10 protein-coding genes and 1 riboswitch are annotated in these 12,919 nt (G+C 71.5%); of the genes, 6 read left to right on the plus strand and 4 right to left on the minus strand.

Translation table 11 applies throughout. The annotated features are described in order from the left end of the window. Positions 1–163: 163 nt before the first annotated feature. The gene (locus C8K30_RS10435) at positions 164–2,776 is read left to right on the plus strand and encodes a PEP/pyruvate-binding domain-containing protein (RefSeq protein WP_108492834.1); all 2,613 of its coding nucleotides are present in this window, start codon (positions 164–166) and stop codon (positions 2,774–2,776) included. Between the two features lie 14 nt (positions 2,777–2,790). On the opposite strand, the gene C8K30_RS10440 is transcribed toward C8K30_RS10435, so the two are convergent. Continuing rightward, positions 2,791–3,651, minus strand: a complete 861-nt coding sequence (locus C8K30_RS10440) for an SDR family oxidoreductase (protein WP_108492835.1) — start codon at positions 3,649–3,651, stop codon at positions 2,791–2,793. Positions 3,652–3,765: 114 nt separating this feature from the next. Next, on the minus strand, positions 3,766–5,793 hold the full coding sequence (locus C8K30_RS30940; protein ID WP_199230431.1) for a SigE family RNA polymerase sigma factor: 2,028 nt from the start codon (positions 5,791–5,793) through the stop codon (positions 3,766–3,768). A 115-nt stretch (positions 5,794–5,908) separates the two neighbouring features. Between C8K30_RS30940 and C8K30_RS10455 the strand changes: the two genes are divergently transcribed. Continuing rightward, positions 5,909–6,820: an endonuclease/exonuclease/phosphatase family protein gene (locus tag C8K30_RS10455; RefSeq protein WP_108492836.1), complete on the plus strand. Its 912-nt coding sequence runs from the start codon at positions 5,909–5,911 to the stop codon at positions 6,818–6,820. Positions 6,821–6,868: 48 nt separating this feature from the next. On the opposite strand, the gene C8K30_RS10460 is transcribed toward C8K30_RS10455, so the two are convergent. Both C8K30_RS10460 and C8K30_RS10465 read right to left on the minus strand, forming a co-directional pair. Continuing rightward, entirely contained in the window at positions 6,869–7,273 is a 405-nt protein-coding gene (locus C8K30_RS10460; protein WP_108492837.1) for a VOC family protein, read from the minus strand. A 105-nt stretch (positions 7,274–7,378) separates the two neighbouring features. After that, positions 7,379–7,741, minus strand: coding sequence for a hypothetical protein (locus C8K30_RS10465; RefSeq protein ID WP_199230432.1), 363 nt, complete (start codon positions 7,739–7,741; stop codon positions 7,379–7,381). A gap of 190 nt (positions 7,742–7,931) precedes the next feature. Between C8K30_RS10465 and C8K30_RS10470 the strand changes: the two genes are divergently transcribed. The 4 genes from C8K30_RS10470 (at position 7,932) to C8K30_RS10490 (ending at position 12,617) form a co-directional block, all read left to right on the plus strand. Then, on the plus strand, positions 7,932–8,837 hold the full coding sequence (locus tag C8K30_RS10470; RefSeq protein ID WP_108492838.1) for a LysR family transcriptional regulator: 906 nt from the start codon (positions 7,932–7,934) through the stop codon (positions 8,835–8,837). 56 nt (positions 8,838–8,893) lie between these two features. Beyond that, entirely contained in the window at positions 8,894–10,270 is a 1,377-nt protein-coding gene (locus C8K30_RS10475) for a lactate dehydrogenase (protein ID WP_108493060.1), read from the plus strand. Positions 10,271–10,666: 396 nt separating this feature from the next. Then, on the plus strand, positions 10,667–10,819 hold the full coding sequence (locus C8K30_RS30945; protein ID WP_199230433.1) for a hypothetical protein: 153 nt from the start codon (positions 10,667–10,669) through the stop codon (positions 10,817–10,819). A 178-nt stretch (positions 10,820–10,997) separates the two neighbouring features. Then, positions 10,998–12,617, plus strand: a complete 1,620-nt coding sequence (locus C8K30_RS10490; protein WP_146197415.1) for an RNA-guided endonuclease TnpB family protein — start codon at positions 10,998–11,000, stop codon at positions 12,615–12,617. 132 nt (positions 12,618–12,749) lie between these two features. Then, positions 12,750–12,867: riboswitch (glycine riboswitch) on the plus strand. Positions 12,868–12,919 lie beyond the last annotated feature (52 nt).

Genomic DNA, 12,919 nt, shown 5'->3' on the forward strand with positions numbered 1-12,919 from the left:
TGACCCCACGCCCGGCCCCCACATAGCCTCGAAAGTCGACCAGATCAACCAGTCTGGTCACATTTCCACAACGTGGTGGATCGGAGGCGGTGGGCATGAGTGCCGTAGCGACAACCCGGCGGCGGGGGACCGCGCAGCGTCAGGCGGGGCACGGGGAACCATCGTGAACACCGATGTCACGAAGCAACTCGTACTGGCGCTCGCGGACCCCGCGGCGGTCCGGCTGGAGATCACCGGCGGAAAGGGCTCGTCCCTCGCGCGCCTGGCCGCGGCCGGGCTGCCGGTTCCCGGCGGCTTCCACGTCACCACCGACGCCTACCGCGCGGCGGTGTCCGGCGCGCCGCAGCAGGCCGTCGTCGCTGCGGCGCGCGACGTCGACCCCGACCGGCCGGAGACCCACGAGGTCGCGGCAGCCCGGATCGCCGAGGTGTTCGCGTCCCTGGAGATCCCGGTGGCGGTGGCCGACGCCGTCCGGGCCGGGTACTCGAGCCTCCGCGCCGTGGTCGGTGCGAGCGACCCCGCCGTCGCCGTCCGGTCCTCTGCCACCGCCGAGGACCTACCCGGCATGTCGTTCGCCGGCCAGCAGGACTCGTTCCTCGACGTCCGCGGCGAGGACGCGCTGCTGCGCGCGGTCCGCGACTGCTGGGCCTCCCTGTGGACGGCGCGAGCGATCGGCTACCGGGCACGGCACGGCATCCCCGCCGCCGACGTGACGCTCGCGGTGGTGGTGCAGCACCTGGTCGACGCCGACGCGGCCGGCATCCTGTTCACCGTCGACCCGATGACCGGGTCCCGCGATCGCGTGCTGATCAACGCCGCCTGGGGGCTCGGGGAGGCCGTCGTCGGCGGGCAGGTCACGCCCGACACCTTTACGGTGGCCCGCGTCGGCGGCGCCGTGGAGGTCACGCTGAGCACCAAGGAGGTGCGCACCGTGCGGACCGAGGACGGGACCCGGAACGAGCCCGTCCCGGCCGAGCTGCGGGACGCGCCGTCGCTCACCGTCGAGCAGGCCGCGCGGCTCGCCGCGCTCGGCACCCGCATCGAGGAGCTGTACGGGGTCGCGATGGACGTGGAGTGGGCTGTGCACGACGGCTCGCCGTTCATCCTCCAGGCGCGGCCCATCACCGGGACGGCCGGCCAGGGCGCGGTCACCGAGGTGTGGAACGACAGCCTGCTCGGCGACTACCTGTGGACGAACGCGAACCTCGGCGAGGCGCTCCCGAGCGTGATGACGCCGCTGACCTGGTCGCTGGTGCAGATCTTCATGGAGAACGCGATGTCCGACACGGGCCTCGGCTTCCCGGGGCACGGCAACATCGGCGGCCGGTTCTACATGAACCTCAGCGCGACCGAGACCGTCGCCCGCGCGCTGGGCATCCAGAAGACCGTAGACGCCGCACACCGTGAGGTCTTCGGGCGGCTTCCCGGCCAGATGGAGATCCCGGTGGTGCTCATGGGCCGCTGGGAGCTGATCAGGAGGCTCCTCCCGGTGGTCGGGCGCAACCTCACGACACTGGTCAAGGACGTCCGGGCAGTCCCGGGATTCCTGCGCACGGCCGAGCAGGACGGCATCAACCTGCGGCGACGGGCGGCCGACGTCGGCCGGCCCACTGCCCTGGCGGCGTTCTGGCGTGCGGAGCTCGGCCCGTACCTGGTCGAGTCGTCGAGGGCGCTGCGGGGCGCGAGCAGGCAGGACGGCACCACCCTGCTGACGCTCCGCCGGGACCTGCGCCCGCTGCTCGGCGACGCGGACACGGAGACCCTGACGTCCGGCCTGTCCTCCGGCGCCCAAGGCCTGGCCAGCATGGAGACGATGGTCGGCCTGCGCAAGGTGGCCCTCGGGGAGATCGACAAGGACACGTACGTCTCCCGGTACGGGCACCGGTGCACGGATGAGTTCGAGGTCTCGGTGCCTCGCCCGGCCGAGGACCCCGCCTGGCTCGACCGGCAGATCGCGGCGGCGGCCGAGACCTCCGTCGACGCCCTGCTCGACCGGCAGGAGCACGCCCGGGCCGCGGCCTGGGAGCGGCTGGAGCGTGTGTCCCCGCGCAAGGCCGCGGCCGTCCGCAAGCAGCTCGACCGGTGGGCCAGGAATGCTCGCGACAGGGAGCGCGCGCGGTCCGAGGTGATCCGCACGTTCTGGGCGCTGCGTACCTTCGCGGTGCGGGCCGGCGAGCTCACCGGCCTGGGCGACGACGTCTTCTACCTGAACATCGACGAGCTGCTCGAGGTGCTCGACCCCTCGACAGGACGGCGCGACGGCGAGGCGTTGCGCGGTGTGGTCCGGGTGCGCCGGGCCACGTACGAGCAGTACCGGAGCCTGCCCGCCTACCCGGCGGTGATCCGCGGCCGGTTCGACCCCGTCACGTGGGCCGCCGACCCGGCTCGGCGGTCGGACGTCTTCGACGAGCACGGCCAGGAGACCGCGGCGTCCGACCAGGTCAAGGGCTTCCCCGGTGCGGCTGGCGTGGTCGAGGGCGTCGCCCGGGTGGTGCTCTCGATGGACGACGCCGACGCGCTGCTGCCCGGCGAGATCCTGGTCACCCAGGTCACCAACGTGGGCTGGACGCCGCTCTTCCCGCGCGCGGCCGCCGTCGTGACCGACGTCGGCGCGCCCCTCTCGCACGCCGCGATCGTCGCGCGCGAGCTGGGTATCCCGGCGGTGGTGGGCTGCGGCAACGCGACGATGCGGCTGCGCACGGGCGATCGGGTGCGGGTGGACGGCGAGCACGGGACGGTGGAGGTCCTGGAACCGGCGGCCGCCGAGAACGGCTGAAGCCCCGACACGGTTCAGAACACCGGGCGTCCGCCAGTCACGCCGAGCACCGTCCCGGACACGTACGACGCCGTGATCTGTGACGCCAGGAACACGAACGCCGGGGCGACCTCGGCGGGCTGGCCGGCACGGCCCAGGGGCGTGTCCGCGCCGAACGACGTGATCTTCTCCGCGGGCTGGGTGGCCGGCTGCAACGGCGTCCATATCGGACCGGGCGCCACGGCGTTCACGCGGATCCCACGGGGCCCCAGCTCGGCGGCGAGGTTCACCGTGATGTTGTTGATCGCGGCCTTCGTGGCCGCATAGTCGAGCAGGGCGGTCGACGGCTGGTACGCCTGGATCGACGAGTTGTTGATGATCGACCCGCCCTCACCCATGTGCCCGAGCGCCGACTGCGTCACCCAGAACAGGGCGTACAGGTTGGTCTTGAGCACTCGGTCCAGCTCGGCGGTCGTCACGTCGGCCAACGACCCGCGCCGCGCCATCTGGTAGCCCGCGTTGTTCACCAGCACGTCGAGGCCGCCCAGCTCGCCGGCCGCCCGGTGCGCGACGCCGCGCGCGGTCGGCTCGTCCCGCAGGTCCCCCGGGAGAAGGGCGCACTGGCGTCCCGCCGCATGCACCCACTCCGCAGTCGCCCTCGCGTCGTGCTCCTCCTCGGGCAGGTAGGACAGGGCGACGTCGGCGCCCTCCCGGGCGAACGCGATGGCGACCGCCCGCCCGATGCCGGAGTCGCCGCCGGTCACCAGGGCCTTGTACCCGACGAGCTTTTCGCTGCCGACGTAGCTGGCCTCGCCGTGGTCCGGCGTCGGGACCATCTGGTCGGTGGTCCCCGGCGGGTTCTGCTGCTGCGGTGGGAAAGTTTGGTCCTGGCTCATGTCGCCCTCCAGCGTCGTCTGAGGTCTCGAAACGACGTGGTGGCCTTTCCTCGACTTTCATTCACGCTAACTTGTGCGCTGGCACACCGCATGTCCCGTGCTGATGGGTGGGGATCAGTCGCGTTCCAGAGTGGGGGCGACAGTGCCCTCGACGAGCCACTGCCGCTGGCCCTGGTTCTCGAGCCAGGCGGTGCGGTTGCCCGCCAGGCCAGCGGTCACCGACTCGCCCGGGAACCGGGCGAGGTCCGGGCCGTCGTACCCGGAGGCCGACGGCGTGGCGCGGTACAGGTAGGACGAGACGGCCGGGTCACCCGCGGTGTCGGTGCTGTTCCACGTGATCAGGCCTCCCGACGCGCGGAGATCCTCGACCACCCTGTCGGTCAGATGCACGATGCTGTCGGCGTTCCCGCGCCGGTCGAAGACGTACAGGGTCGCCAGGTCGTCGGCGTTCGGGCCGATCGCCACCCACGCGACGACGTCGGCCGTGACGGCGACGTTCGTGATCTGGAGCGATGCCCAGTCCTCGTCGTCGACCTGCGCGACGGTGACGCCATCGGTGTCGCCGCCCGCGAGGTTGTCGAACAGCCGGACCGACGTGGAGGTCGAGCCGCCCGGGCCCGGTTCGACGACCGCAGCGACCGCGGTGGACGCGTCGCCGCCGAGCGCGGTGATACGCCCGTCGAACTCCAGGACGGACCCGGTGCCCGAGACGGGCTTGGCGAAGAGGTGCCGGTCGTCGAACGGCCCGGCCGTCCACACCGCGTGCTCCTGGCTGAGGACGACGTCACGCAGGTCGTCGTCCAGCTCCGCGATGGTCTGGGGCTCGCCCCCGACCTCGACGGTGCGCAGCAGGGTGATCCTCGGCGAAGTCTCCGCGGCAGCGTACTCACCCCAGGCCACGCGGTCCCCGGCAACCGCGAGCCCAACCGGGAACATCGTCACACCCTGGTACTCCGACACGGGCACCGACACCGTCGGCTCCCCGTCCTCGGAGAGGCTCGTCCGGATGAAGGCGTCCTGGGTCGAGTCGCTGTTGTCGTAGAGCTGTGCGTTGTCGGCCAGCCAGACCTCGCCCGTGCTCGACAGCCCGCCGGGTTCGGGCATCGGCCCGCCGTCTTCGGTGACGGGCAGTCCCGTCTCGTCGAACGACCCGCGCGTGACCTCCTCAAGGTCCACGTCGTAGCAGGTCAGCGGCCGTGCGTCGGCGGCGTCGACCACCAGTGCGTCGTCAAGCAGGTCGAGGTCCTCGCCGGGCTGGCGCAGCAGAGCCGGCGTCGGGTCGGGCACCTGCTCGGGGCACGCGACCGGGGTGTTGCCGGCCGGCGTCGGGTCGGGACGGACGCTCTCGACGCGACCAGCGTCGAACAGGGGCGCGACCAGCTGCCCGCCCGGCAGCACGACCGGGCCGACGCCGGGCAGCGGCACCGGGCCGCGCGTCACCACCCCGAGCGCAATCAGGAGCACAAGGCACGCGGCCCCCACGACCTGCGCCACCCGACGCCGCCGCAGCGCCGCCCGGCTCCGGTCCAGCACGGCCTGCTCGTCGAACGCCACGGGCTCGATGGCCTCCGTGCCGGCGCGGAGCAGGTCCCGGAGCCGGGCGAGCCCGCGCGAGTTCGCCGCCTTCACGGTGCCCACCGCGAGCCCGAGCTCGCGGGCGACCTCCGCCTCGGGCAGGTCCAGCAGGTGCCGCAGCACCACCACCCGGCGCTGAGTTGTCGACAGCTGTGCCAGTCCGCGGATCAGCTCGTCCCGCAGGACGACCTGCCCGGCATGGTCCGACGTCGTCGCGACGGGGATCTTCTCGTCCCCCGGGAACGACTCGCGATGTCCGTGCCGCCAGCTGTCGATCCGTAGGTTGACCAGGATCCGGCGCGCGTAGGCCCGCTGCGTGTCCGGCTTGACCTTGGCCCAGGTGCGGTAGACCCGCTCGAACGTCGACTGGACCAGCTCCTCCGCCCGATGAGGATCCCCGCACAACAGGTACGCGGTCCGGTGGAGGTACGGGCCCGAGTCCCAGACGAACGCGGTGAACTCCGCGTCGCGGGTACGCGGCACGTCGACGTGCACCTCGCGCGTCCCGCTGTCCGACGGCCTGCCCCTCCAGAGGTTGCTCACGGTCGCCCCGTTCTCATGCGTCATGCCACCCACTACGGGGGGAGTGGGTCAAAGGTTGCACGGTTGACGCAGCCGCGTGCGTCCACGGCGGCCGCGGGCCGGGCTAGCGTTCGCGACCCGGCGGGCCCAAGATCAGGACGTGCGCATCGCCACGTTCAACGTCCAGCACGGCCTCGGCCCCGACGGTCGCGTCGACAACGGCCGGCTGGCCGACGCCGTCGCCGCGCTCGACGCAGACGTCGTCGGGCTGCAAGAGGTCGACCAGGGGCAGGCGCGGTCCGGGGGAGCGGACCAGGCGCGGCTCTGCGCTGAGGCGATGGGCGCCGTCGACCACCGGTTCCGGCCGGCGCTCGCCGGCCCGTTCCGCTACCCCGGCGTCCGACGTCGCGCCCGCCGCGCCGAGCGCCCCGACGCCCCCGGCTACGGCATCGCCCTGCTGTCCAGGTTTCCCGTCCTGAGCTGGCACACCGTCCTCCTGCCGCCCGCGACGCCATGGGTGTGGGGGCGGGTCCAGCTCGGCACCGACGAGCCACGCGTGGCGCTCGCTGCGCAGATCGACGCGCCGTCGGGGCCGCTCACCGTCGTGTGCACGCACCTCAGCGTGTACCGGTTCCACTCCGTCACCTGGGCGGGCGGGGTTGCGCGACGCGCCGTCGGGTACCGCCGGGGTGAGCCCGGAGAGCGGCACGCGGAGCGCCAGGTCGACCACCTCCGACGTCGGCTCGTCGGGCTGCCGCGGCCCCTCGTCCTGCTGGGCGACTTCAACCTGCGCGGATCCGTTCCGGCCGACCGCACCGGCTGGCGCCCCCTCGCGACGGGCGACACGTTCCCCCGGCACGACCCGCGGTTCCAGATCGACCACATCCTCCTGGACGAGGGTTCCGGGGGTGGGCTGCCCGACGGCGACGGGCCGGTCCCGGGCAGCCGGCTCGGCTCCGTTGCGGGTCGAGCGGTGGACACGGGCGTCTCGGACCACCGGGCGCTGGTCGTGGACGTCGGTCGCCGAACGGCGAAGGACGCCGCGGCTGAGGGCCGGCGACGTCCTTCCTAACCTCTCGCGGGGAATGCAACACCGGAGTAGAGGCGACCGATCCTGAAGTCACCCGACGAAGATGCAGAACGGGTGGCCCATCGGGTCCGCGAGGACGTAGAGCGGTTCCTCCGGGTCGCCCGACCGGTCGAAGAGCAGCGTCGCGCCGAGCGCCAGGGCGTGGTCGCGCGCCTCGGTGAGCGCGGCGAAGTCGGGCACCGTGGTGTCGAGGTGCAGCTGCTGCGGGATGTCGGGTTCCGGCCAGGTCGACCTCGGCAGCTCGTCGATCTGCTGGAACGCGAGGGGCACACCGTCGTCGTTCCGCAGGACGAGCCAGTCGTTCGGGTCGGGTTCGCCGAGCGGCGGGGGCTCGTCGCCGGGGCGGTACGAGAGCCCGAAGAGCTCGCGGTAGAACTCGGCGAGGTCGCGGGCGCTCGTGGTGTCGAGCACCACCTGTCGGATGCGCGGGGTCATCTACCTAGCGCACCACTTCTGGCGCCAAATGACCATGCGTCTGATGCCGAACCTGGGTCGGTTCCCGGCAGCAGGCGCATGGTCATCTCGCGGCCTCGCGGAGCGTCAGGCGGCCTCGGCGTACGCGCGGTGGCCGACGGCGGGCCGCGCGGCGGGCTCCCTGTGGTCCCGCGTGGTGCCCTCGACAACCGTCAGCGCCGGGGCGCTCTCCGCTGCCCGCCGCTTGGCGCGGAAGACGGTGAACAGCGCGTTCGCACCGATCGCGATAGCGGCGATGTTGGAAGCGGCGGACGGCCAGACGCCGTTCGCCGCGGCCACGGTCAGCATCGTCCCGGCCGCCAGCACATTCGTGCACTGGAACGCGAGGGAATCTGCGCTCCAGCGCCCACGGCTGACCATGGCGTAGGCCACGAGGCCGGCGATTGCGCCGACCCAGCCGAGGGCGGTGACGACCATCATGAGGGACATGGGAAGACTCCTGGAGATAGATACTCGAAACGATTCGAGGATGTAGCGGAGACCGAGCGCCGGAATCCATGCGGGGTGTGGCAGTCGGTCCGGAGGGGGATGGGTCCGGGGTGCTGCCAAGATCAATCATGAGGGAGATCTGCGTTCAGCACAATCGAATGTTTGTGACTCCCGGATGTAGCATCGCTACATGGCCACTGACCCGCGGAGACTCGCATTCCTTCTTGCCGTGCATCGTGCTGGGGGAGTTCTTGCCGCGGCGGATCTGCTGCACATCACGCCGTCCGCCGTCTCGCAGCAGATCTCTCGGCTGGAGGCGGAGGAGGGTGTCGACGTGCTGGACCGGGGACCCCGCGGCGTGACCCTCACGCCCGCCGGCCGGGTCCTTGCCGAAGCCGCCGAGCGCATCGAGGCGGAGCTGGTCCAGGCGCGCCAGGCCGTTGCGGCTCTGGGCGGCGAGCTCACCGGCCGGGTCTCGATCGGCTCCATCCAGACCGCCATCCGTGCGGTTGTCGCGCCGGTGCTCGTCACGCTCGCCGAGCGCCACCCGCACATCGAGGTCGACGTCCAGGAGTACGAGCCCGCCGAGTCCGTCCGGCGTCTGCGCGCCGGTGACCTGGACGCGGTGGTGCTGGAGCGCGACGTCGACGTTGACGCGCCTGCGCCGCGTGGCGCGCACGACGTCCCGCTGCTCGACGAGCCGTGGCGCATTGTGGTCCCGACGAGCCTGCCCCAGCCCGAGCGCCTCGACGACCTCGCGGCGCTCACCTGGGTGGGCCCGCAGGTCGACTCGGCGGCCGAGCGTGCCGTCCGCCGCCTCGCCGCGCAGCTCGGCACGACCCTCGAGACCCGCCACGCCTACAACGACTTCGACACCGCGATCTCGCTCGTCGCCGCAGGTCAGGGCATCGCGATGCTGCCGGCCCTCGCCCTGCAGCAGGAGATGCCCGACGGCGTGGCGGTGGTGGCGCTGGCCGGACTCGGGTCGCGGCGGCTCGTGGCGCGGCACCGCCGGAACCGGCACGAGCCCGGCCCGATCGTGCGGGCGGTCGTGGACGAGATGGTCGCGGCGGCGCGGGAGATCGACCTGGGGTAGCCGCCGCAGGCGTACCTGGCGATCCTGCGCGGCAGCGCCCACGTAGGGTCATGGGCATGGATGTCGCAGTGATCGGGGCCACCGGCGACGTGGGTCGTCAGATCTGTACCCAGCTCATCGCACACGGGGTGCTCTCCCCTACGTCGCGCCTCCAGCTCGTGGGCCGGCCGGACGGGAGCAGCGCCAGCGCGGTGCACGGCCTCCGGACCGACTTGATGGACGCCTTCGACGAGCGCGCGCCACTGATCGACGTCGCGTTGCGGCCGACCGAGGTGGTGGCCGACATCGTGGTGGTCGCAGCAGGCCGCACTGCCCTCGCCAAGGTCGGTTCCGACACCGACCGCAGAAAGCTGGCGGTCGCGAACACGCAGCTCTTCGAGCAGCACGCGGAGGCGCTGCGCAAGCACGGGTCGGGCCGCGAGGTGGTGATCGTCGTGTCCAACCCGGTCGAGGTCGGCGTGGGGGTCTTCGCGAACGCGCTCGGCAGGCACCGCGTGATCGGCATGGGCGCCTGGCTCGACACCCTGCGCTTCCAGCGGGAGATCGCGCTCTCGCTCGGGGTTCGTCGGGCGCGCGTGTCCGGCTTCGTCGCGGGCCAGCACGGGGAGCGGGCGGTCCCGCTGTGGTCGTCCGTGCGGATCGCGGGGCTCGACGTGACCGAGCGGCAGGCCGCCGTCGAACGCCTGCGCCGTGGCCGCACGCTCGACATGTACTCGGACGAGCTGGCCGAGGCCAGGGTGCGCCTCGACGCGGTGGCGGCTCGGAACGTCGCAGAGGCGTTCGCCCTGGTCGACACGTGGCCGCCCGATGTTCGCGTCGTCGCCCGGCCGGTCATGACCCATCAGAGCGGCGCCAAGACAGCCACCGGCACGGCGGCCGCGACGGTCGACATGATCGCCACGCTGCTGGACGGCCGCGAGATCGTGGTCGCCGGCCAGGTCGCCCTCGCGGACGAGGTGCAGATCGGTGGGGCCACCAGCCCAGGCCGGGTGCTCGGCGTCCCGGTGATCCTGGGCCCGGAGGGCTGGAGCCGCGTGGTCCTCGACCCGCTGGCCGCCGACGAGGCCGCCGCGCTCGCCGCCTCCGGACGCATGATCGACGGCATGCTCGACAGCCTCGGCATTGCCCCGGCGGGGGACGACCCTGTGGTCGGCATGGCCGCCGCCATCCCGCCGGCAGCGGATGCCGAGGTTCGGACTTGGGAGGTCGATGTCGAGGTGCGCGGCGCCGACGAGGTGGGCGTCGTCGCGACCCTGACCAGCGTGTTCTCCACCCGGGGCGTCACCGTCGACGCCGTGTCGACTAGGCGGGGCAGCTCGAGCTCGGTGCAGCTCCGGTTCCGCGCGGGCGAGCGCCGGGCGCTGTCGCTGGTCCGCACGCTGGAGCGACTGACGTTGGTGACGAAGGTCGTGGTGCACAGCACGCGGTCTTGAGGGGTTCCGGCGAAGGAGGTCCTCGTTCAGGAACGCTCGTGGTAACTTCGGCGTCGCCAAGCTTGCTGCGAACCGAGGAGGTGAGTCCGATCAAGGCTGTGACAGGTCGGGGCTCCCTCCCTCGTAGGGGCTAGCTCGTATGAGCTAGGGCGAGCGCCCGCACAAGGCATCCCGAAAGGCTTGAAACGCACATGCGCTTCACCTCCCAGAGGTCGCTCGACGGCGTCAGCTCTTCACCCTCCCCTTCGCCTTCGGTGAGATCCCCGGCGTGCTGTGGACCCAGGATCCTGATGGAACACGGCGGTGGCCAGCGGCCGGTCGGCTACTGGGGAATGTCACTGGGCTGCGGGCTCGGTGTACCGCTCGTCGCCGCCGAACTCCCGCATCCGCGCCGCGGTGTTGGGCCTAAACGGAGCGGAGCCCTCGGCCGAGGCCGCCGCACAGCTCACCGTCCCGCCGGAGTTCCTGGTGCAGTGGGACGACGAGATGGTGCCGCGGGCGGCGAGCCTGGACCGCTCGCCTCTGGTGGTGTCTCCAGGCATGCGGTGACGTCGTCCACCCCGCGCCGCGGCGGGTAGCCGAGGGAGGCCAGGTGCGCGACGGCGCCGCCAGGAATCTTGCTCTCGGCAAGGCGGGTGCCGCGCGCGACCGAGGCCGGGTAGTAAGAGTCGACCAGTCCGACCGAGTGATGGAACAGGTGTGCACATTAATTGCCCGATGAGGCATCTTGAGCAGGCACTTGTCAGTGGTCGGTGGCAGGATGACATGCATGCCCAGGCACACGTCGTTCCGGTTCTGTCTCGACCTGTCGGTCGAGCAGGAGCGTGTGCTGTCCCGGCACGTGGGCGCGGCAAGGTTCGCGTTCAACCAAGCCCTGCGCCTGCACAAGGACGCACGCGCCGCCGTCCGCCGGGCCCAGGGCGAGCCGTCAGGGGTTGTGGCCGACGGCGACGAGCCCCGCGCCCGGACCAACGCCATTGACGGTGACGATGGTGCGCCGAGGGTGCCGTGGACGGGTTTCGACTTGATCAAGGCGTTCAACGCGTGGAAGCGGTCGGAGGCCGCAGGGCGCCGGTTCCTGGTCGGTATCGACAGGAAGACACGGGTGGAGGTGACGGGTCTTGCATGGCGGGACCAGGTCGTCGCGCAGGTGTTCGAGGAAGCCGCGGTGGACCTCGGCCGAGGGCTGAAAGCGTGCAACGACTCCTGGACTGGTGCTCGGAAGGGGTCTCGGGTTGGGTTCCCGCGCTTCAAGAAGAAGAGTCCGACCGGTGGGTCCTTCCGGATCCGGAACAAGACCACCAAGCGCCGGCCGGATATTCGTATCGGTGATGGTGACCGTCCCCGCTCGGTGAGCCTGCCAAAGATCGGCATCCTGCGGGTCCGGGAGGACACCCGGCGGCTACGCAGGATGATCGCCACCGGCCGGGCCCGGATCCTGTCCGTGACGGTGTCCCGGGGTGCAGCCCGGTGGTGGATCTCCATCACTGTTGAAGCCGCCGATCTGCACCCCGCACACGGGCATTCGGCAGCACGGCAGGCACCCCTGTCCGTCGAGGTCAGCAGCGAGCAACCTAACGCCCAGCTCAACTCCGGCTGGGTGGGTGTAGATCGTGGATTGCGTGTCCTGGCCGTCGCCGGTTCGTCGGACGGCAGCGAGGTCCTGCGGGTCGACAACCAGCGAGCCCTCCGGCGTGGGCTGCCGCGCCTGCGCCGCCTGTCCCGGGCAGTGTCTCGGAAGAAGAAGGGATCGAAGAACCGTCAGAAGGCTGTCGTGCGTCTGGGGCGGCAGCATGCCCGGATCCGTAACCGTCGCCGACATGTGCTGCATCAGGTGTCTAATCAGCTGGTCAAGAACCACGCCCGGCTGGTCCTGGAAGACCTGAACATCACCGGCATGAGATCCAACCGCAAGCTCTCCCGCGCCATCTCGGACGCGGCGTGGGGTGAGCTGGCCCGGCAGATCACCTATAAGCAGGCCTGGCGCGGCGGGCAAGTCGTCGTGGCGGACCGTTGGTTCCCGTCGTCCAAGACCTGCTCCGCGTGCGGCAGCCTGCGCAAGGACCTTGCCCTCAAGGACCGCACCTTCGAGTGCCGTGAGTGTGGGCATGTGATGGATCGGGATCTGAATGCCGCCGTCAATCTCGCTGCCTGGGCCGAGAACCACACCCCTACCGTCACAGACGGTGCGGGGCGTGGTGCTGCCCGGGTCGGGGACCGTCAAGCAGCCGGCCCCGTCACCAACGCCCACCGACAGGACACCCCCGCCCACCCCGGCCCTCCTGGCCGTGGTGGTAAGGGACTGGACGACGTGGGAACCAGCCCTCAGGCCGCACCCGCGGCCTGAACCCTGGACGCCCGAGAAGGGCGGTGTCTCACAAGCCACACGACTTCTGAAACACGCCGTACGATGTGCGCATAACTGAAGATCTTCAATGGTCCCGGGCTCGAGCAGCTCGACCACCGGGGCCGTGCCGCCAGAACCGCGGCGGGAGAGTCCGGCCCACACCGTCGTCGTACAGACGACGTGGGAGCCGGCGCCGAAGGAGCAATTTCCTCCCCGGGAATCTCTCAGGCCCCCGTACCGCCACGGTGAGGCAACTCTGGAAAGCGAGCCGCCGCTGTCGGGCAACCGGGTGCGGAGGCTCC

Origin of the sequence: Promicromonospora sp. AC04, assembly GCF_003058225.1 — a bacterium.
Taxonomy (GTDB): Bacteria; Actinomycetota; Actinomycetes; order Actinomycetales; family Cellulomonadaceae; genus Promicromonospora.

Bases quoted from the DNA above. Each gene is read 5' to 3' on its own strand.
- C8K30_RS10440 (WP_108492835.1), bottom strand. From the start codon at position 3,651: ATGAGCCAGGACCAAACTTTCCCACCGCAGCAGCAGAACCCGCCGGGG.
- C8K30_RS30940 (WP_199230431.1), bottom strand. From the start codon at position 5,793: ATGACGCATGAGAACGGGGCGACCGTGAGCAACCTCTGGAGGGGCAGG.
- C8K30_RS10460 (WP_108492837.1), bottom strand. From the start codon at position 7,273: ATGACCCCGCGCATCCGACAGGTGGTGCTCGACACCACGAGCGCCCGC.
- C8K30_RS10465 (WP_199230432.1), bottom strand. From the start codon at position 7,741: ATGTCCCTCATGATGGTCGTCACCGCCCTCGGCTGGGTCGGCGCAATC.
- C8K30_RS10470 (WP_108492838.1), top strand. From the start codon at position 7,932: ATGGCCACTGACCCGCGGAGACTCGCATTCCTTCTTGCCGTGCATCGT.
- C8K30_RS10475 (WP_108493060.1), top strand. From the start codon at position 8,894: ATGGATGTCGCAGTGATCGGGGCCACCGGCGACGTGGGTCGTCAGATC.